Source organism: Leucothrix arctica, assembly GCF_003172895.1.
GTDB lineage: Bacteria > Pseudomonadota > Gammaproteobacteria > Thiotrichales > Thiotrichaceae > Leucothrix > Leucothrix arctica.
This window is the reverse complement of the sequence record NZ_QGKL01000042.1, coordinates 112,391-134,825: the sequence shown is the minus strand read 5'-3', so window position 1 is coordinate 134,825 and position 22,435 is coordinate 112,391. Positions and strand designations below refer to the sequence as shown.

Below are 22,435 nucleotides of genomic sequence, written 5' to 3'. Positions count from 1 at the left end.
TACAAGAAAGACTGTCTAATTCGTTAGATTAAGACTGACTTCCCTTTGCCTAATTTGGCGAAGGGATGTTTTGACAAGAAAGCAGATTTATACAAAACGGAGATATCATGACTACAAAAACGATGACCCTTATTAATGATGAGACTGGTGAAAAGGTTACGCTAAACGTCCTTGAGCCAACTATGGGGCCTCCTACAGTCGACATCCGTCCATTGTATAAAGAGTTGGGTTTCTTTACTTACGACCCTGGCTTTGTATCTACCGCTAGTTGCTCTAGTGACATTACCTATATGGATGGCGAAAAAGGTATCCTTGAATACCGTGGCTACCCTATCGAGCAGCTTGCTCACAGTAGTTCCTACCTAGAAACATGTTACCTACTGTTTCATGGTGAATTACCGACGCCTGAGCAGCTTGAAAATTTTGAGTCTGAGATTGATAACCGCAACATGGTGCATGAAGCACTAAAGAACTTTTATAACGGTTTCCGTCGCGATGCTCATCCGATGGCAATCATGATGGGTGTAACAGGTGCTCTTTCTGCCTTTTATCACGACCACATGGATGTCCACAATAAAGAAGACCGCGAAACTGCGATGCTTCGTCTTGTTGCCAAGATTCCAACGATTGCTGCTTGGAGCTATCGTCACGCTAAAGGCCTACCGTTTATGTATGCCGACTCTTCGATGAGTTATAGCGAAAACTTTTTGTACATGATGTTCGGCTCACCAAACAAGAAATATGTTGCTGATCCTGTACATGTAAAAGCATTTGATTTGATCTTAATTCTTCATGCTGATCACGAGCAAAATGCATCAACTTCCACAGTTCGCTTGTCTGGAAGCTCTGAAGCAAATCCATTTGCTGCAGTTGCAGCGGGTGTTGCAACGTTATGGGGCCCATCACATGGTGGCGCTAACGAAGCAGTTATCCGCATGCTTGAAGACATCATTAAGTCAGGCAAGACACTTGAGTCATTTGTTGATCGTGCTAAAGACAAGAGTGACCGTTTCCGTCTAATGGGCTTTGGTCACCGTGTTTATAAAGCGTATGACCCACGCGCACGTATCATCCGTGAAGTTTGCCACGATATTCTTCGCGACCTGCCCGCTGACTCTCCTTACAAAGAGATGCTTGATACAGCAATGAAACTAGAAGAAGTTGCGTTAAATGATGAGTACTTCAAATCTCGCAACTTGTACCCTAATGTTGATTTTTACTCTGGCGTGATTTTCCTTGCCATGGGTATCCCATTGAACATGTTCACCGTATTGTTCGCTATGGCTCGCACCATCGGTTGGATTTCTCAGTGGAACGAGATGATGGGCGATGAAGAGTCTCGCATTGGACGCCCACGTCAGCTATACACCGGTAAAGAAACGCGAGAGTACGTGGAAATGAGTGACCGCTAATAGCAGCCCTCACAAATATAACCCACCATACTGTTTATCGACCTGATAATTTGGAGTTGCAAACTATCAGGTTGGATACATACAAACTATGCAGGCAATGACTGCCTTTGAGAGGATCATATGAGTCTATATCTAGAATATATTAAAGAAATTGCAACGCGTGAAAAAGAGCTAGGACTTCACCCTAAGCCAATTGATGGCGAAGAATTGACGTCAGAAATCATTGCGCAAATCAAAGATACTGGTAATGAGTACCGTGCAGATTCACTTAATTTCTTTATCTATAACACACTGCCTGGTACGACTAGTGCAGCAGGTGTTAAAGCTGCATTTTTGAAAGAAATCATTCTTGGCGAATCAGTGGTTGCAGAAATCACACCGACTTATGCGTTTGAATTATTGTCTCATATGAAAGGTGGCCCTTCAGTTAAGGTACTTCTAGACCTTGCTCTATCTGACAATACTGACGTTGCTGCACCTGCTGCAGAAGTACTTAAAACTCAAGTATTCCTTTACGAAGCAGATATGGATCAACTTGAAGCAGCTTACAAGAGCGGCAATGCAATTGCTAAAGACGTTCTTGAGAGCTATTCAAAAGCTGAGTTCTTCACAAAGCTTCCTGAGATCGACGAAGAGATCGAAGTCGTTACATACATCGCTGGTGTAGGTGATATCTCAACTGACTTACTATCTCCAGGTAATCAAGCTCACTCTCGTTCTGACCGTGAGTTGCACGGACAGTGCATGATGACACCTAAAGAGCAGCAAGAAATTAAAGCTCTGCAAGCACAGCACCCTACTAAGAAAGTTATGTTGATTGCTGAGAAAGGCACAATGGGTGTTGGTTCATCTCGTATGTCTGGCGTGAACAACGTTGCATTATGGGCTGGTAAGCAAGCAAGTCCTTACGTTCCTTTCGTAAACTTTGCACCTGTTGTTGCGGGTACTAACGGTATCTCACCAATCTTCCTTACAACAGTAGATGTTACTGGTGGTATCGGTTTAAACCTTAAGAACTGGGTTAAAGACGTAGATGCTGCTGGAAACACAGTCGTTGATGATAACGGCGACGCTGTATTGAAAGAAGCATACTCAGTTGAGACTGGTACTGTGCTGACTATCAACACAAAAGAAAAGAAACTATACAACGCTGGTACAGAGCTATCTGACATCTCTGCTGCATTTACTCCACAGAAAGTTGAGTTCATGAAAGCTGGAAGTTCTTACGCAATCGTATTTGGTAAGAAGCTACAGACTTTTGCTGCTAAGACACTAGGCGTTGAAGCTGACGCTGTATATGCTCTTTCTAAAGAAATCTCACATGAAGGCCAAGGTTTAACGGCTGTTGAGAAGATCTTTAACAAGAACGCTGTTGGTGTAACTTCTAAAGCTGCACTACACGCTGGTTCTGACGTTCGTGTTCAAGTAAACATCGTTGGTTCTCAAGATACAACGGGCTTAATGACATCTCAAGAACTTGAGTCTATGGCTGCAACGGTTATCTCTCCAATCGTTGACGGCGCTTACCAGTCAGGTTGTCACACTGCATCTGTATGGGACTCAAAAGCTCAGGTAAACATTCCTAAGCTAATGGCGTTCATGAATAAGTTTGGTCTTATCACTGCACGTGATCCTAAAGGTGTTTACCCTGCAATGACTGACGTTATTCATAAAGTATTGAATGACATAACTGTTGACGACTGGGCTATCATCATCGGTGGTGACTCTCATACTCGTATGTCTAAGGGTGTTGCTTTCGGTGCTGACTCTGGAACAGTAGGTCTTGCACTAGCAACAGGTGAAGCAAGTATGCCTATCCCTGAGTCTGTAAAAGTAACCTTTAAAGGTGAAATGAAGGACTACATGGATTTCCGTGATGTTGTTCATGCAACACAGGCTCAAATGCTTAAGCAGTTTGGTGGCGATAACGTCTTCCAAGGCCGCATCATTGAAGTACATATCGGTACGCTACTAGCTGACCAAGCATTCACATTTACAGATTGGAGTGCCGAAATGAAGGCAAAAGCTTCTATCTGTATCTCTGAAGATAAGACACTTATTGAGTCTCTTGAGATTGCTAAGAGCCGTATCCAGATCATGATCGATAAGGGTATGGACAATGACATTCAAATGCTTAATGGTTTGATCAAGATTGCTGATAAGCGCATTGACCAAATTACAACGGGCGAGCAACCTGCACTTACACCAGACAGCAATGCTAAGTACTTTGCTGAAGTTGTTATTGATCTAGACTTGATCAGTGAGCCAATGATTGCTGATCCTGACGTTAATAACCCTGATGTATCTAAGCGTTACACGCATGACACGATTCGCCCTGTTTCTTTCTACAAAGGTGAGAGAAAGGTTGATCTAGGTTTTGTTGGTTCTTGCATGGTTCACAAAGGCGATATGAAGATCATCGCTCAAATGCTTAGAAACATTGAAGAGCAAAATGGTTCGGTTGAGTTCAAAGCACCACTAGTTATCGCTCCACCAACATACAACATCGTTGATGAGCTTAAAGCTGAAGGCGATTGGGATGTTCTTCAGAAGTATGCTGGTTTTGAGTTTAATGATGACGCTCCAAAAGAGTCTGCTCGTACTAAATACGAGAACATCATGTACCTAGAGCGTCCTGGTTGTAACCTATGTATGGGTAACCAAGAAAAAGCTGAGAAAGGTGATACTGTAATCGCTACATCAACACGTCTTTTCCAAGGTCGAGTTGTTGAAGATTCTGCTGAGAAGAAAGGTGAGTCACTTCTTTCATCTACTCCAGTCGTTGTTCTTTCTACTGTTCTTGGTCGTACTCCGACTATCGAAGAGTACAAAGCGGCAGTGAAAGGAATCAAGCTTACTGATTTCGCTCCACCGCTACATGAACTAAGCAAGGCTCCAACAGCTAAGACTATTAGCTTTTATAGCTAAAAAGCTTATCCCTAATTTAGAACGTTAAATTAGGACAAATCATGCAGGCTATTCAGGTGTAATACCAAGAGTAGCCTGCGTGTTTTTTAATGTATTTAACAAGTCAACTCTGCACTTCTTATGCTAGTTGCTTAGTTAAATGAATTATTGATTTAATGCAATACACATCAAAAACCCCAAACTGTCTCATAGAAAAACGCCCTACTACCTTGCTTAGTCAATACTAATCATTACTTTGCCATTTATGATGGTTTATTGACCGCTCATAAAAATAGCAATAAATAATTTTTATCGGTTTCTTTCCTCAATTTTACCGCCTTGTGACTAGCCAATATTTAACAAGCGTTGAGTTGTAATACCCATCTGTCTAATGGTAGCTATCAATCTTCACGCTTATATAGGTTAAAAGTTCTACTATTGAATAAGCTAACCCTTACAATTTCAAATAAAACCCTTCATCAGATTAACCATTAAAAACTCTGAAACAATTCTGCATCAAGTCTTTTCTAGACTCGTAATTCCCACCTACAACCAATGAAAAAGCTACTCTTAGCTAATTATTCATAACAAAAAACTAACACACATTAAGAAAACCTGATTGTAATTAGCGCATTAAATTAGGCTATAGAGCTCCCTCCCTTTAAATATATATACTTCAATAAGACACTTTTACATGTTGTATTACCAATATTGATTAAGCCTGCATTACTGTAAGTTGTTATACAAGTTGAGTTACATCGCTGCCAGTTATTATCGGTTTTCAGCACCTTAAAAGATGTATAAAGCCCTGTTGGTAGAGGCTGTTTACTATGTTATCTTCGCGATGTAGTCACTCGATAGAGATGCTTGCTTACCCACTACGTATTGGGTTACTAAGTACGAGTTGCGCTATGAGTAAATTGAGTATGACGCACACTTGAATACCCTAACCCACAGTGTTGACCGCCGTTAAAGAGTGGCATCAGGGTTTGACCAATTCAGTAAGCTTTGTACTCTATTCTAATGACGATTTTGCCCAGCCAAGCAGGACGTTTTAAATTTAGACGGGAACTAGAGAACCATGTCACGCATTAACGTATCAAAGTACGGAATAGAAAACGTAACTGAAGTTATTTACAATCCATCCTACAGCACGCTGTACACGGAAGAGACACGCGATGACCTTGAAGGTTATGAACGTGGTCTAGAAACGACTACGGGTGCTATCAATGTCGATACGGGTATCTTTACCGGTCGCTCACCAAAAGATAAATACATTGTCCGCGATGACATTACTCGCGATACCATTTGGTGGTCTGACCAAGGTAAGAACGACAATAAACCAATGACGACAGAAGTGTTTAATGACCTTAAAGCATTGGTCAGCAAGCAACTATCTGGCGGCAAATTATTTATTGTTGACGCATATTGTGGCGCTAATGAAAACTCTCGCTTAAAAGTTCGCTTCATCACTGAAGTTGCTTGGCAGGCTCATTTTGTTAAAAACATGTTCATCCGCCCGACTGAGGCAGAACTAGAAGGTTTCGAACCTGACTTTGTTGTGATGAACGGCGCAAAGACAAGCAACCCAAACTGGAAAGAACAAGGCCTTAACTCTGAGAATTTCGTCGCTTTCGACTTAACTCAGCGCATTCAAATCATCGGTGGGACTTGGTACGGTGGCGAGATGAAGAAAGGTTTGTTCTCTATGATGAACTACTACCTTCCGCTTCGCGGCATTGCTTCAATGCATTGCTCAGCAAACGTCGGTAAAGATGGCGACACAGCTATTTTCTTCGGTTTATCTGGCACAGGTAAAACAACACTATCTACAGACTCTAAGCGTGCGCTAATTGGTGATGATGAGCATGGTTGGGATGATGAAGGTGTCTTCAACTTTGAAGGTGGCTGCTACGCTAAAACAATCAATTTAAGTGCCGATGCTGAGCCTGAGATTTATGCGGCAATCCGCCGTAATGCACTGCTTGAAAATGTAACGGTTCGTGATGACGGCACTATTGATTTTGAAGATGGTTCTCGCACAGAAAATACCCGTGTTTCATACCCTATTGAGCACATTGAAAATATTGTTAAGCCTTACTCTCGCGGTGGCCCGGCTAAGAAAGTTATTTTCTTATCTGCAGATGCATTTGGTGTGTTACCACCAGTATCTAAGCTAACGCCTGAGCAAACTCAGTATCACTTCCTTTCTGGCTTCACGGCTAAATTGGCGGGTACTGAGCGTGGAATTACTGAGCCTACACCGACATTCTCAGCAGCGTTTGGCGCAGCTTTCCTAAGCTTGCACCCGACTACATACGCTGAGACATTAGTTAAGCGTATGCAAGACTCTGGTGCGACTGCTTACTTGGTTAATACAGGATGGAACGGTACTGGCAAGCGCATCTCTATTAAAGACACTCGCGGTATTATTAATGCAATCTTAGATGGCAGCATTGAAGAGGCTGACTCTAAAGTTGTGCCTTACTTCAACCTAGAGGTACCTACTGAGTTACCGGGTGTTGATAGCGCCATCTTAGATCCTAGCAATACTTATGCCGACCCTTCTGAGTGGAATGACAAAGCAGTAGATCTAGCAAAACTGTTCGTTAACAACTTCGAGAAGTATACGGATAACGATGCGGGTAAAGCACTCGTTGAAGCTGGCCCTCAAATTTAAGCTTTAGTTACAACGCAAACAAAAATCCCTGCTTATAAGCAGGGATTTTTTTATCTCTAAATTGTCTATTTGAATATCATAGCGCTATTAGATTTTACGCAACTCACGTCGCAGTATCTTTCCAACATTACTCTTAGGCAACTCGTCAATAAACTCAATGTGACGAGGACGCTTGTAGCCTGTCAACTCTTCTCGACAATAAGCACGTAACTCATCTTCAGTCAGGCTCTCATCACCTTTAACAACAAACAGCTTTACGGCTTCGCCAGACTTATCATCAACAACACCCACAACACCTGCTTCCAATACTTTAGGGTGTAGCGTCACAACATCTTCAATCTCATTTGGATAGACATTAAATCCAGAGACGATAATTAAGTCCTTCAAGCGATCGACAATCTTTAAAAAGCCTTGCTCATTTATCTCAGCAACATCACCCGTCTTTAGCCAACCATCTTTCGACAATACATTGGCAGTCTCATCTGGACGATTCCAATACTCAAGCATGACCTGAGGGCCTTTAACACACAACTCACCAGGCTCATTAATACCCAACTCATTACCATCAGCATCACGAATACTCACGTCGGTAGAGGGTAGCGGTAGGCCAATAGCACCATTAAATTTAGCGAGTTTAACTGGATTAATCGTCACTGCAGGTGCTGTTTCTGTAAGACCATAAGCCTCAACCAAAGTACAACCAGTGATACGTTTCCACTCTTCAGCCACATAACGCTGAACAGCCATTCCACCACCTAGCGACAACTTCAAGTTTGAAAAGTCTAACTGATCAAAACCCGGCGTATGAACGAGACCGTTGAACAACGTGTTAACGCCCGTAATATAGGAGAAACGACGCCCTTTAAGTGTTTTTACAAACCCAGGCATATCTCTCGGGTTAGTAATTAACAATGCATGAGCACCTAACTTCATTGTAAATAGTGCGTTAGCGGTCAGTGCGAAAATATGATAAAGCGGCAACGCCGTGACTACCAATTCAACACCTTCATTGAGATCTTCACTTGCCCAAGAATGCGCCTGCAATAAGTTCGCAATCATATTTCGATGCGTTAATGCCGCACCTTTAGCAACACCCGTTGTTCCACCTGTGTATTGAAGGAACGCAATATCATCGTGAGAAACCTCAACAGGAGTAAACGTATGTTGCTTACCCTGACTCAATGCTTCTTTAAACTTAACCGCAGTTGGTAAGTTAAATGATGGCACCATTTTTTTGACGTACTTAACAATACTATTGATAAGTAGTGACTTAGGAAAGTCAACGATGTCAGCAACTTGGGTAGTAATGATGTGCTTAACATCTGTTTTATCCACCACACTAGCCAATGTATGTGCAAAATTTTCTAGTATAACAATGGCTTTAGCACCCGAGTCTTTCAACTGGTGCTCTAATTCGCGGTCGGTATATAAAGGATTGGTGTTAACGACGATCAGCCCTGCTCTCAACGCACCAAATAGCGCAATAGGATATTGCAGTAAGTTTGGTAGCATAATGGCAATTGCATCGCCTTTTTTAAGACCAAGAACGTTGGTTGTGTAAGATGCAAACTGCTTAGTTAGCTCATCAAGCTCCCCATAGCTCAACACTTTACCTAGATTTTCATAAGCAGGTCGCGTTGCAAACTTTTTGACACTTATTTCTAGAACCTCATTCAACGATGAGTATTCATTAACGTCTATTTCAGCATTAATGTGCTCTGGGTAACTTTCCAGCCAGATTTTCTCCATTTTCCACCTCTTAAATCATGATTTACTATAGCGCTGAGTTAGTGCTTTGGAACGAGTTAGCCACTATCACTTGAGTCTTCCATGCCGGACATTTGGTCCATGCATATCGTCTCTAATGCTTCCAATTCACTAATCGTTGTCGCTATGTCTTTTTGCTGTTGAATCAACTCTTTTTTACGGACAGACAACTTGGATAGCAGTACTTGAATTTGCTCTCTATGATCGGGGTCAGCATCATAAAGTCCTATATATTCATGTATATCTGCTAAGGAAAAGCCAAGCCTTTTTGCACGTAATATCAGTTTCAACCTAACTCTATCGCTGTTGTTGTAAACCCTGTTTCCGCCAACACGCTGAGGATTAAGTAATTGTTTAGTCTCATAAAAACGAATCGCACGAGTACTTATACCAAACAATACTGAGAGCTCTGAAATTGTATAAAGCTGTTCATCTATCTTTTCCATTTAATAAGAGTAAACCATAGTTTACGTATACGTCAACCAATTTACTATTGGGTCAATTGTAATCTAATAGTAATGGCTCACACTTGACTCCCTCCTGAATCTGTTTAAATTATACTAATGAAAATCAGTCCCCCAATACAGCAAAAGTTAACCGTACTAAGCACCCTTTTAAGCCTTGTATTGACTGGCTGTGTCGGTTCTTCAGATAAAACTGAGACACATGTTTCAGAAGTACTCACAATACCCCCGATTGATTCGACGGTTACAGAATCCCCCTCTTTAGCGCTTTTAAACAAGCACCAGATATATCCGTTAGATACTAAGGAAGACCCTTACTCACCTATTGAGAAAGCTCCGCCGATAATCGTTGAAGTACCCTTAACCTTTGAAGAAGAATTAGCGCAAGCGGCATTATCAAGAACCATGCACCGTGTTCGCTATGATGGCAGTTACTTAAAAATAGCGTATCCGATGGGCGATGTCCCTCCTGAAATAGGTGTTTGTACCGATGTCGTTATTCGCGCGTATCGTGAGTTAGGAATCGACTTGCAGAAAAATGTTCACGAAGACATGCGTCGTAACTTTAGTCGCTATCCAAGCCGTAAACGCTGGGGTTTACGTAAGCCGGATACTAATATCGACCATCGTCGGGTCTACAACCTACAAGCTTTTTTCGAGCGTAATGGTCGATCTCTCGAAGTTACTAACAACCCAAAAAACTATAAACCGGGTGACCTTGTAACCTGGCAGCTAAACCCAAAAATGCCACACATTGGTGTCGTACTTGAAATGACGAGTGACGAAGATCCAGACCGTCATTTAATCGCTCATAATATTGGTAACGGCCCTGTCATTGAAGACATGTTGTTTGACTTCAAAATTTCGGGACACTATCGCTATCAGCCCAAGCAACAATTAAAACAAGCAAAGGCACAAAAAAATTCAACACTTGGTAAATCTTTATGACCGCTAGTCTTCATAGAACGACCTTTTAACTTAGTTCATAAGAAGACTGAGACGGCAGTTGTTATTTTATAACCACGTCTAATGCGCTGCCCCGAATAAAAGGATTTTTTCATGTCAGCCACACCAGAAAAACGCACGACAAGCTTTTTAGTTACACTACTCCTGACATGCACAAGTACCTTCTATGCTAATGCAGCACACTCATCAAAACAGCAGCTATTTAAGCTAGACTCAAATGGTTTGAGACTCGCTAAGAGTGCGATTGAATGGGCTTGCGTGGAGGACTTCAGCACTGGTCTATTTTGGCAAAAGCGCGATCCGAGTACCTCACTACATAACCACGCATCTTACACATGGTTTGAACCTCAACAAACTAACACTGGTAGTCAACTTGCCTACCCAGCAAGCTCTCCGCTAAATGTCACTTGTGACGGATACCACCATAATGAGCCGACAAGCTATTGTAATACTCACGCCTATATTGAGCGTGTCAACCAACAGAACTACTGTGGTCATAGTGACTGGCGTTTACCATCTGCGGGGGAGCTGACTAGTCTTGCTCCGATGCAGAGCATTGCCCAACCTTACATAGCAGCAATTAACCTTGACTACTTTCCCTTTTATGACCGCTTTGTATACTGGACACAGTCAATAAATAATGATGGTAATGTACTAACGATTGCTGAGGAAATGCGGGTACTATCAAACGCTGAACGAAGTGATCAACTTTCGGTTCGCCTAGTTCGCGGAGGACAGTATTAGATAATAGGCTAAATGGGTATAGAATCTCATCCAAACTAGTGCGAAGATCTTTGTTTTGAAACAAACATTCGAGACTTCGCCTATGTCCACTCAAGCACCCCTTTCAGATAACACCATCACTCCTCGCTGGCATTTATTTCAAACGGCCAACCAACTGGCTGAACAAGCGACACAGGACATTTTAGACGCGGCTAGAATGGCTATTGCAGACAAAGGTGCATTCCATATTGTGTTAGCAGGCGGAACAACACCTAAGGTCATCTACAAACTACTTGCCGAAGCGGGTAGTGATTGGCAGCACTGGCATATTTATTTAGGTGACGAGCGCTGCCTTCCTGCCAATGATCCTGAACGTAACAGTGTCATGGCTACTGAGTGTTTACTTGATCACGTCAGTATCCCACAAGAACACGTTCACTTTATGCCTACAGAGCTAGGCTCAGAGGCGGCGGCTGCTTCATACCGTAAAACACTAGAAGGCGTTTCAAGCTTTGATGTGGTGCTACTTGGTATGGGTGAAGATGGTCATACTGCAAGCTTATTCCCCGGCCATATTCATGATTTAAGCGACACTGTTCATGCCGTTAGTAATTCTCCTAAACCTCCTGCTGACCGAGTAAGCCTAAGTTCAGAATGTCTTAGCAATAATGCTAAAATATTAATCTTAATTACAGGACAATCCAAACATGATCGAATCATCGATTGGATTAGTGGCATTAACATGCCAATTACCTCTATAACCTCTAATAAATCGGCAGCTGTATATTGCGATATGGCGGCCTGGGTCGGAGATTCATGACTAAAAGCACCGCTTCCCGTTTTACCTCACTAAAGGCGTATAAGCAGCTACAAGATCATTTTGAGTATTGTAGTGAACTCCATATGCGCCGTTTGTTTAGTATTGACCCCGAGCGACATAAACGTATGTCGCTCGAGTTCGACTGGTTACTTTTAGACTATTCGAAAAATAGAATCACTGATACAACGCTAAAACTGTTATTTGAATTAGCACGCGAAGCAAAGCTAGATGACGCTATTCAAGCTATGTTTAAGAGTGGCAAAGAAACCGGCCACTCTTCACTACATACCGCCATTCGCAATCGTGACTCTGACTCACAAAACACCGAAGTCGAGCTCACGCTGAAACGCATGAGTAGTTTCACCGAGCAAGTACATAACCACGAAGTTAAGGGTTACTCTAATAAAGCGATTACCGATATTGTGAATATTGGTATTGGTGGTTCTGAACTGGGCGTTCAAAGTGTCTGCTGCGCTTTGCGCCCTTATCACCAACCTAATGCATTAGACATGCACTTTGTATCTAATGTTGATGGGGCTAATATTGAAGAAACGCTGGCTCAACTAAACCCAGAAACAACCTTATTCATTATCTCTAGTAAAAGGTTTTCAAACGCTGAAACGGTTACAAACGCACAGACTGCAAAGCGATGGTTACTCGCTAAAAGTAATAATATTAGCAGTGTTGCCAAGCACTTTATTGCTATTACAACACAACATGAAGCCGCTCGATCTTTCGGTATTACAGAGGACTACACATTCAAATTATGGGACTGGGTGGATGACCGCTTTGCGATTTGGTCAGCGACAGGCTTACCCATTATGTTGTCCATTGGTATTAAACACTTCAACGACTTCCTTGATGGTGCTTACGAGATGGATGAGCATTATAAGACGGCACCGCTTGAAGAAAATATGCCCGTCATCATGGCACTTATAGGGGTTTGGTATAATAACTTCTTCAAGGCTGAGTCACAGGCCATTCTTACCTACGACTATCACCTGAGTGACTTACCTAAATATATCGAGCAGATTGATATGCAAGGTAATGGTAAGTCGGTTGATCGTGAGGGTAATACAGTAGACTACCCTACTGGCCCTATCATTTGGGGTGGTAATGGACTTCATACACAGCACGCATTTTACCAAATGCTACATCGCGGTAAGAAAATCATCCCTGCTGATTTTATTGTCTCAATGCGAACCCACAGCGTTTATCAAGAACAACACAACCAGCTATTCTCTAATGCAATTGCACAAGCAGAAGCACTGATGCGTGGTCGAAACTTACAAGAAACAATCACTCATATAGAGCACACACCCGGCGGTTTTGACCAGAACGATATTGACGCGTTACCCCACCGAGTTTATGGCGGAAACAACCCAAGCAATATGCTACTTATGCAACGACTCACACCAAAGTCTCTCGGTATTATTCTTGCTTTATATGAGCACAAAACGTTTACTCAGGGCGCAATTTGGGGTTTAAACTCATGTGATCAACGAGATATTGAGCTTGGTAACTCAATAAGCAGTATGATTATGAACGACCTAAGAAATGACACCATACCAGCAGGTCAACATGACGCTTCCACTAACGCTTTAATCAAACACTACAAAAAAACAGTTTACCCGGAGTGCAAACACTCTGTATAATTAGTGCACAATAAAAAATAATACTCAAATAATAATAATAACGAGTAAATACAATGAAAATAATTGCTGCCGATATTGGTAACGATCATGCTGCATTGTCATTATTGAAAATATCAATTGATGGCACCCGTAATATATTGTTCCAAAAAAACTATACACCTCAAGATTTCACTACTGCTAGGTTGCTTTTTGAACATTTTTTGCATGATGCTGACGCTAAATCCACACTAATTGAAAGGTTATGTATCTCTGTTGCAGAAAAAGTTGAAGGCAACAAATGCACGCTACAGCATTTAGGGTGGAAAATTGATTCACTCCAACTCGCACAACATTTTTATATTAGTGAAGTTTCACTAATTAGCGATTTTGATGCTGCGGCAAGAGGCATTAGTACCACTAAAAAAAGTGACATTATCACACTAAATGAAGGAGTTACGCGTGAACGAGGGATTCGTGTGGTAACAGGTGCAGGACATGGGTTAGGAATGACTTGGATGGATCATACTCAAGATGCTTTTAATAAGCGGGATAGTGAAGGCGGGCATGTTGACTTTGCTCCAACAAACAAAGAGCAGATTGAATTGTTAGAGTATTTAATGAAACGCTTCAACCACGTGTCATACGAGCGTATTCTTTCTAATGATGGTCTCAAAGAGTTGTACGCTTTCTGCAAGCAGAAAGATCCGTCACAGACTAACCATTTAACTGTTAAAGAGATTATCCAAAGAGCCTCATCTGAAGAGGCCGCACAAAAAGCGATTGAGTTGTTTGCGACAACTTATGGTGCTTATGTAGGAAATCTTGCACTACTTTACCAACCAATGGGCGGCATATACGTTTGTGGACGTGTTGCAGCAGAGTTACAGCATTGGATTCAGTCATCTCAATTTTTAAATGCGTGTCTTAAAAAGGGCCGTATGAGTCATATTGTTCAGCAAACTCCGATTTACTTGGTCACGAGTTCTGCCATCAATCTACAAGGAGCAGTCGAGACCGCCACTTACCATTAGCACAATCGAGGAGGATCAATGCTAAAAGATACAAAAGGCGATGGAGATTTGAAGAAGTATTATGTTGAACCCAACATGATTACTGAGTTAACAAGAAATACATTAGTACTTATCCTAGCTGGAGGGGAAGGATCAAGACTAAAAGATTTGACCAAATGGAGAGCTAAACCAGCGGTACCTTTTGGTGGAAAATATCGAATTATAGACTTTGCTCTATCTAACTGTGTCAACTCTGGACTCCGTAAAATCGGAGTTTTAACACAGTACAAATCACACTCACTATTAAGACACCTACAGCGCGGATGGGGATTTATGCGCGCTGAGATTGGTGAATTTGTTGAGCTATTACCAGCACAGCAGCGAACCAGTGAAAAGGCATGGTACAAAGGTACTGCCGATGCCCTATTCCAAAATATGGACATCATGCAACGTCACAATACTGAATACGTAATTGTACTAGGTGGTGATCATATCTATACGATGGATTATGCAAAAATGCTGCTACAACACGTACAGTCAGGTGCTGACTTTACAGTAGGCGCTATTGAAGTACCCGTGGCAGAAGCAACTGATTTTGGTGTACTAGCCGTCAGTGATGACATGCGCATCACCAGCTTTGACGAAAAACCTGCACAGCCTAAAGAAATCCCAGGAAAGCCAGGTGTGGCACTTGCTTCTATGGGCATTTATGTTTTTTCGAAACGTTTCTTATACGAGTCGTTAAGTGAAGATGCAATTGATCCGAACTCATCACATGACTTTGGTAAAGACATCATTCCAGATCGAATTAAAGACTCCGTAGCAATGGCCTACTCTTTTAAAGATGAGAAGACAGGTCTTCCAGCTTATTGGCGTGATGTAGGAACCCTAGAGTCCTATTGGAAAGCCAATATGGAACTTTGTGCGGTAGAACCAGAACTAAACCTTTATGACCGCAGTTGGACAATTTGGACCTATCAAACCCAAAACCCACCCGCTAAGTTCGTATTTGATGAGGACGGTCGTCGTGGTGAGGCAATTGATTCGCTAATTTCAGCAGGTTGCATCGTATCTGGCGCTAGCGTCAAACGATCAGTATTATCCTTTGCGACAACGATAGACAGTCATAGTATTATCAGAGATAGCGTGATCTTACCTAAAGTGGTGATTGGTAAGAACTGTCGCATTACGCGCGCGATCATTGATAAAGAGTGTGAAATACCAGATAACACCATAATTGGTGAAAACCTAGAAGATGACAAGGCACGTTTTCATGTGTCGCCGGAGGGGATCGTCTTAATAACACCTGAAATGCTCGGGCAATATACATTCCCTTTAGATGGATTATCACGATGGCGAGAAAAAAGCTAAAATTTGTTCTAGGTTGGCATATGCACCAACCTCATTACAGAGAAGGCGAAAACGGTTCGTATCACTTACCTTGGGTGTATTTACATGCACTCAAGGATTACACCGACATGGCGGCTCATTTTGAAAATGAGCCTGCTATGCGTGCTGTTGTTAACTTTGCTCCAACGTTATTGGAGCAACTTGACGACTATGCACAACAAATTGATGCGCTTATTAATAAACAACAACCCTGTGCTGACGAGCTAATTAATTTAGTCGCTGGCAGCAGTGCTATTCCTGATGACATTGGTGCTCGCAGAAAAATTATTAGTGACTGTCAACGTTGTCATGCACCACAACTGATTGAGCCTTACCCTGCTTTCGCTGCTTTAATCAGCAAACTAGGCGAAGACGCAAGTAAACCTACTGATGAATTGATTGCACAGTTAGATAAGCAATACTTTGTTGATCTACTGGTTTGGTACCACATTGCTTGGTTAGGTGAGTCACTTAAAAGTCACCCTACTGCTAAAGCGTTAATGACTAAGCAGACGGACTTTAACTCAAGTGATCAAACAGCACTAATAACGCTAATGTATGAGGCTATTAACGGCATCATTCCACGTTATAAAAAGCTAGCTGACTCTGGGCAAGTTGAGTTATCAATGACACCTTATGCTCATCCTATCGTTCCTTTATTGAACGATTTTGAGAACATGCAGTGCGCTCAACCAGAAGCACCTCGTCCTTCAGAAAGTCACTATCCTGACGGCAATGCACGTAACCATTGGCACATGCGTGAAGGCTTAGACACTTACCGTCACTATTTTGATGCAACACCCACGGGTGTTTGGTTATCAGAAGGTGGGATCAGTGATGACGCGCTGGATGTACTGACTGAGTACAACATCAAGTGGACTGCATCAGGACAAGGCGTCTGGGGTAACACCTGTCACCGATCTGATATGGATAAAGAAATCATTTATAACAAGAAGGCACTATTTTCGCCTTTTAAATTAAATGATTTAGATATTAATGTTTTCTTCCGTGACGATGGTTTATCTGACTTCATTGGCTTTGAGTACAGCCACTGGGATGCTCAGCAAGCGGCTAATGACTTTGTGAAACACTTGGAAAACATTCACGGTTTCTTAGGTGAAAACGTCGACGAGCATGTGATTAGCGTAGTGCTTGATGGTGAGAATGCATGGGAATACTACCCGCATAATGGTTCTCACTTCTTAAGTAAGCTATACGAAAAACTTGCAAACCACCCTCTTATTGAAGCAACAACATTTGCTGATGTGTGCAGCGATGAAACGATTAAGCCAATCAGTGTCAATCAGTTATGTGCTGGAAGCTGGGTTTACGGCTCGTTCTCTACATGGATTGGCCAAGACGACAAAAATCGCGCTTGGGACTACCTTGTTGCGGCCAAAAGAGCTTTTGATGAAGTAGTTGCGACTAACACATTAAGTAAGGACATCCTCAAACAAACCGAGCGACAGTTAGCCATCTGTGAAGGATCAGATTGGTTTTGGTGGTTTGGGGATTACAATTCAAGCGATAGCGTGCGTGACTTTGATCTATTATTTAGAACACAGCTTAAGCGACTCTACACGCTACTTGGTAAAGCCTCACCCGATTATCTTAATCAACCCATTTCAGTGGGTGGTGGTGATGCCGAGAACTCAGGAACCATGCAACGCGGAGTAAATTGATTGAACAATCCACTGCATCAACGACGTGCGGGAATCTTATTGCATCCAACATCACTTCCTTCGGGAAAAATGGATGACGATGCTATTAACTGGCTCAACTTCATGCAAGACGCAGGTTTAAGCGTCTGGCAGGTGTTGCCACTAGGTTTCCCCCAATTAAGTTTATCGCCCTACCTCTGCAACTCAGCGTTTGCGATGAATCCTGCATTGCTCGATGATTATCCCGAGTTAGTAGCAGATGATCCGTCGTTTTTACAGTGGATTGACGATCAATCCTATTGGTTAGAAGACTTTGTGCTTTATTGCATTCTGCGCCAAGAGAACCAGGAAAAAGCATGGTTTGATTGGCCTGAGCCACACAAACACCGTGAGTTAGCAGCGCTTAAACTAGCCAAAGAGACTAATCATGCTTATTTCGTCGCTATTTGTTGGGAGCAGTATCAACTCGACACACGCTGGCAGTATGTAAAACAGCAGGCGGCAGAGCGCGATATTGCTATATTTGGTGATATGCCCATATTTGTAGCTCATGACAGTGCGGATGTTTGGGCAAATCGCGAATGTTTTTTATTAGACGAAGACGGTCAACCAGAGCTTGTCGCAGGTGTTCCACCAGACTACTTTTCAGAAACAGGACAGCGCTGGGGTAACCCGCACTACAACTGGGAGCACATAAAAGCGACTGGTTTTGAGTGGTGGATTGAGCGCATGAAACATCATTATCGCTTATACGACATTGTACGTATTGATCACTTCCGTGGCCTTCAAGCTAGTTGGATGATCCCAGCGTCTTGCGAGACAGCTATCGATGGCTACTGGCAAGAAGTCCCAGGCGCTGAACTCCTGACTACCCTAATGGAGTCACTGGGTGATGTCAGCATGGTTGCAGAGGATCTTGGGATGATTACCCCTGAAGTCACCAAGCTACGAGATCAATTTGAATTACCTGGTATGTCTGTACTACAATTCTCATTCGATGGATTTGAAGATAACCCGCACAAACCTGAAAACATCCACCAAAACCGTATTGTCTACACAGGTACACACGACAACGACACCACACTTGGTTGGTATAACTCACTCGAACAGCACCAACAAGATTTTGTATACGAGCGACTCGGTAAATCCCATGACACCCCTATTTGCCCTGCGCTTATTGAGTCAGCGATGGCAACTGAGGCTTGTTTAGCCGTTGTTCCGCTGCAAGATTTTTTACAGCTTGATACCGAGTCTCGTATGAATACGCCGGGTACGGTTGAGAATAATTGGCTATGGCGTTTTGACTGGCAACAGATACCTGAAACATTAGCGAGTGAGATAAAACACACGGTAGTCACCCACCAGCGTCTAAAGGAGTCAAATTGAACCCACAAATGACCGCACTCGCTAAAGGCGAGCTATACGACCCTTTTTTAGCACTGGGCTACCAAAAAGATACAAAAGGTAAGCATTTAATTAGAGCCTATTTACCCTCTGCTGAAACAGTTTTGTTTGATGGTAAAAATGCAATGACGCGCGTTGAAGGCACAGACTTTTTTGAAGTTGTACTTCCAATCAGTTTTAAGATCGGCAGCCATTATCAGTTGAAGTGGCAGGAAAAAGGTTCCAGAAAATGGGCTGAGGCTTATTCCCCTTACTCCTTTTTGCCTCAAGTCGGTGAAATGGATATTCACCTATTTAATGAGGGCAAGCATCACCACGCCTATCGTTTTATGGGCTCTCACCTTAAAACAGTAGATGATATTGAAGGCTGTTTATTTGTTATCTGGGCACCAAACGTTAAGCGTGTCAGTCTAGTTGGGGACTTTAATAGCTGGGATGGCCGTCGTCACCCGATGCGTGCTGCAGGTGGTTCAGGACTGTGGGAATTGTTTATTCCAGGTCTGAAACACGGCGAACACTACAAATACGAAATACTCTCTCAGAAAGACCAACTGCTGCTTAAAACTGACCCTTATGCACGCCAAATGGCGCTTCGTCCTGAGACTGCTTCTCGAATTGTCGAAGACGATACCTATGAGTGGAAAGACAAAGCATGGCAAAAGAGTCGAGCGTCGTTTGACTGGCAGCATAAACCTATCAGCATTTATGAAGTGCATGCAGGTTCATGGCAGCGCCCTGCTCCTGACGAGTTTTTCAACTGGGATGAGTTAGGCGATCGCCTTATTCCTTACGTTAAAAATATGGCTTACACCCATATCGAGTTAATGCCTGTATCTGAGCACCCTTTAGATCAATCTTGGGGCTATCAAGTGACTGGCTTCTACGCGCCAAGCGCTAGACAAGGGACGCCTGATCAGTTCCGTGCTTTTATCGAACGTTGCCACCTTGAGAACATTGGTGTGATTATTGATTGGGTACCGGCTCATTTTCCAAAAGATAGCTTTGCTCTAGCACGTTTTAATGGCGACGCGCTCTACGAACATGCCGACCCACGTAAAGGCGAACATAAAGAATGGGGAACATTGATCTTCAACTATGGCCGTAATGAAGTTAAAAACTTCCTACTAGCTAACGCCCTGTACTGGCTGGAAGAGTTCCATATTGACGGGCTGCGTGTCGATGCTGTTGCCTCCATGCTTTACCTAGACTATGACCGTGATCCGGGTGAATGGATCCCTAATAAATACGGTGGTCGTGAAAATCTAGAAGCGGTAGAGTTTTTGCGTGAAATGAATCAAGTCGTTCACCAACGTGTACCCGGTGCAGTCACCATGGCTGAGGAGTCAACCTCTTGGCCAATGGTCTCTCGTCCTGTAGAGCTTGGTGGGCTAGGTTTTACTATGAAGTGGAATATGGGTTGGATGAACGACAACCTCAGCTACATAAAACAAGATCCAATACATCGTAAGTATCACCACAACAAGCTTACCTTTAGCCAAATGTATGCTTACAGTGAAAACTTTGTATTGCCACTATCCCATGACGAAGTGGTACATGGTAAGTACAGCCTTTACGATAAAATGCCCGGTGATCATTGGCAAAAACTAGCAAACCAGCGTTTATTTTACGCGTGGCAATATGCACACCCCGGCAAAAAGCTCATGTTTATGGGTGGAGAAATCTCTCAACCTGAAGAGTGGAATGAAATGACACAGCTCAACTGGCATGCTGCTAGTGAAGGTGACCGTCATGGAGTCAACCTACTCGTTGCCGACTTAAACAAACTATACCGCGACTGTAAGCCACTGCATGAACTCGACTTTTCAGACAAAGGCTTCCGCTGGATAGACTGTAACGACTCTGACCAGTCCGTATTGTCATTGCTTCGCTATGACCAAGAAGGTAATCACATTGTGTGTGTGTTCAATTTCACACCTATTCCAAGGCATGATTACCGTATCGGTATACCTACTGCGAGCGATTACACAGAAATCCTCAACACTGACTCTAGCTATTATAGCGGCAGTGACTGTGGAAATAGCGATACAATCAGTTACGAAGAGAAACCATGGATGGGCTTTGAACAGTCCATAAGTATAACGCTACCTCCGCTAGCCGCTCTGTTTTTGAAGGTAAAAAAATGAATGTATTGTTTGCCAGTAGCGAAGTCTGGCCACTGATAAAAACAGGTGGTTTAGGCGACGTTTCTTATAGCTTGCCGCACGCCCTTCAAAATGAAGGACAGAACGTCAGAATTATCATGCCTGCGTACCGTGACGTATTGAAAGTCTGTACTGATCTCAAAATATTAGGCTGGATGGACTCACCTTATGGCTATATGAAGCCAGCGATTCGTTTGCTTGAAGCCAAGCATCCCGACATCAAAATACCGCTTTGGTTGATTGATTGTCAGTCGCTATTTGACCGTCCCGGTAATCCATATTCAAATACCGAAGGCCATGACTGGTTTGATAATGCTGAGCGCTTTACGCAGTTCTCATGGGCTGTGTCAGAAGTCGCGATGGGTCATGTGGTTGATGACTGGAAGGCCGATGTTGTTCATGCCAATGACTGGCAAACTGGCTTAGTCTCTGCTTTTTTGGACAACTACGCTGATCGTCCAAAGCGTATATTTACCATTCACAACCTTGCCTACAGCGGTAACTATTCACGACAAATTTTTGATGACCTTGGACTACCTAAACAATGGTGGTCATCTGAAGGTGTTGAGTTTTACGGTGGCTTTTCGATGTTGAAGGCAGGCCTTATTTACTCTGATGCCATTACTACCGTCAGCCCAACCTATGCCAAAGAAATTCGCACCTCTGAGTTTGGTCATGGCTTAGAAGGTATCCTCTCTTCACGCAGTTACAAGCTGAGTGGTATTTTGAATGGTATTGACGATGAAGTATGGAATCCTGAAAAAGATCCCTACATAGCCAATAACTATTCACTAGAAACAATAGAAGAAGGCAAACTCAACAATAAACGTGCGCTGCTTGAAAAGTATGTGGATGAGCCAACCGAAGCCATGTTAGCTGCGCCACTATTAGGTATGGTGACCCGCCTTGTAGAGCAAAAAGGTGTGGATTTAATCACTCAAGCGATCCCTTCATTGATTAGTGAAAGCGATGCCAATTTCATACTGATGGGTTCAGGTAATCCTTATTATGAACGTGTCATCCATGAGTTGTGTGAGCACTACCCTGACCGTGTATTTAGTTATATCGGCTATTCAGAACCCATCGCTCACCTAGTTGAAGCCGCCAGTGACATATTCCTAATGCCTTCACGCTTTGAGCCATGCGGTTTAAACCAAATGTATAGCTTACGGTATGGCACCTTACCGTTAGTTCATAACACTGGTGGTCTCGCCGATACTGTCGTTAATGCCTCAGCAGAAGCCATCAATGATAAAACGGCTAATGGTTTTGTCATGTATTCTGCAGACACCGCAGCATTTATCTCGACCATTAAGCACGCACTCTACTTATATCAAGACCCAACACAGTGGAAAGCACTCCAAACAACCGCGATGCAGGAAGATTTTGCTTGGCGACACAGCGCACAACTTTATCTTTCTCTATACAAATAGTAC

At 42.9% G+C, this 22,435-nt stretch carries 15 protein-coding genes; 13 read left to right on the top strand and 2 right to left on the bottom strand.

Going from position 1 to position 22,435, the window contains the following annotated elements; all coding sequences use genetic code 11:
- Nucleotides 1-107 precede the first annotated feature (107 nt).
- The 3 genes from DKT75_RS17755 (at nt 108) to pckA (ending at nt 6,999) form a co-directional block, all read left to right on the top strand.
- On the top strand, nt 108-1,412 hold the full coding sequence (locus DKT75_RS17755) for a citrate synthase (RefSeq protein ID WP_109825282.1): 1,305 nt from the start codon (nt 108-110) through the stop codon (nt 1,410-1,412).
- A gap of 120 nt (nt 1,413-1,532) precedes the next feature.
- The gene (locus DKT75_RS17750; RefSeq protein WP_109825280.1) at nt 1,533-4,340 is read left to right on the top strand and encodes a bifunctional aconitate hydratase 2/2-methylisocitrate dehydratase; all 2,808 of its coding nucleotides are present in this window, start codon (nt 1,533-1,535) and stop codon (nt 4,338-4,340) included.
- A gap of 1,060 nt (nt 4,341-5,400) precedes the next feature.
- On the top strand, nt 5,401-6,999 hold the full coding sequence (pckA, locus tag DKT75_RS17745; protein WP_109825278.1) for a phosphoenolpyruvate carboxykinase (ATP): 1,599 nt from the start codon (nt 5,401-5,403) through the stop codon (nt 6,997-6,999).
- Between the two features lie 87 nt (nt 7,000-7,086).
- Here pckA and DKT75_RS17740 read toward each other — a convergent pair whose 3' ends face one another.
- Both DKT75_RS17740 and DKT75_RS17735 read right to left on the bottom strand, forming a co-directional pair.
- Nucleotides 7,087-8,748 carry an AMP-binding protein gene (locus tag DKT75_RS17740; RefSeq protein WP_109825276.1) on the bottom strand — a complete coding sequence of 554 codons (1,662 nt, stop codon included), beginning with the start codon at nt 8,746-8,748 and terminating at the stop codon, nt 7,087-7,089.
- 56 nt (nt 8,749-8,804) lie between these two features.
- Nucleotides 8,805-9,212: a MerR family transcriptional regulator gene (locus tag DKT75_RS17735; RefSeq protein WP_170310684.1), complete on the bottom strand. Its 408-nt coding sequence runs from the start codon at nt 9,210-9,212 to the stop codon at nt 8,805-8,807.
- A gap of 117 nt (nt 9,213-9,329) precedes the next feature.
- On the opposite strand from DKT75_RS17735, the gene DKT75_RS17730 reads away from it, so the two are divergent.
- From DKT75_RS17730 to glgA, 10 genes are all read left to right on the top strand, one after another.
- Nucleotides 9,330-10,178: a DUF1287 domain-containing protein gene (locus DKT75_RS17730; protein ID WP_109825274.1), complete on the top strand. Its 849-nt coding sequence runs from the start codon at nt 9,330-9,332 to the stop codon at nt 10,176-10,178.
- Between the two features lie 111 nt (nt 10,179-10,289).
- Nucleotides 10,290-10,940, top strand: coding sequence for an Lcl C-terminal domain-containing protein (locus DKT75_RS17725; RefSeq protein WP_109825272.1), 651 nt, complete (start codon nt 10,290-10,292; stop codon nt 10,938-10,940).
- 82 nt (nt 10,941-11,022) lie between these two features.
- Nucleotides 11,023-11,739, top strand: coding sequence for a 6-phosphogluconolactonase (gene pgl, locus DKT75_RS17720; protein WP_109825270.1), 717 nt, complete (start codon nt 11,023-11,025; stop codon nt 11,737-11,739).
- A complete protein-coding gene (gene pgi, locus DKT75_RS17715; protein ID WP_109825268.1) occupies nt 11,736-13,394 on the top strand; it encodes a glucose-6-phosphate isomerase in 1,659 nt (552 codons plus the stop codon). The genes pgl and pgi overlap by 4 nt, the downstream gene beginning before the upstream one ends.
- Before the next feature lie 53 nt (nt 13,395-13,447).
- Entirely contained in the window at nt 13,448-14,404 is a 957-nt protein-coding gene (locus DKT75_RS17710; protein ID WP_109825266.1) for a glucokinase, read from the top strand.
- Between the two features lie 18 nt (nt 14,405-14,422).
- The gene (gene glgC / locus DKT75_RS17705) at nt 14,423-15,754 is read left to right on the top strand and encodes a glucose-1-phosphate adenylyltransferase (RefSeq protein ID WP_170310683.1); all 1,332 of its coding nucleotides are present in this window, start codon (nt 14,423-14,425) and stop codon (nt 15,752-15,754) included.
- Entirely contained in the window at nt 15,736-17,454 is a 1,719-nt protein-coding gene (locus DKT75_RS17700) for a glycoside hydrolase family 57 protein (RefSeq protein ID WP_109825264.1), read from the top strand. Before glgC ends, DKT75_RS17700 begins: the two co-directional genes overlap by 19 nt.
- The gene (gene malQ, locus DKT75_RS17695) at nt 17,455-18,819 is read left to right on the top strand and encodes a 4-alpha-glucanotransferase (protein WP_245923260.1); all 1,365 of its coding nucleotides are present in this window, start codon (nt 17,455-17,457) and stop codon (nt 18,817-18,819) included.
- A complete protein-coding gene (glgB, locus tag DKT75_RS17690; protein WP_342767371.1) occupies nt 18,816-20,981 on the top strand; it encodes a 1,4-alpha-glucan branching protein GlgB in 2,166 nt (721 codons plus the stop codon). Before malQ ends, glgB begins: the two co-directional genes overlap by 4 nt.
- Nucleotides 20,978-22,432 (top strand): glycogen synthase GlgA, encoded by a 1,455-nt coding sequence (gene glgA / locus DKT75_RS17685; protein WP_109825262.1) that lies wholly within the window; start codon nt 20,978-20,980, stop codon nt 22,430-22,432. Before glgB ends, glgA begins: the two co-directional genes overlap by 4 nt.
- Nucleotides 22,433-22,435 lie beyond the last annotated feature (3 nt).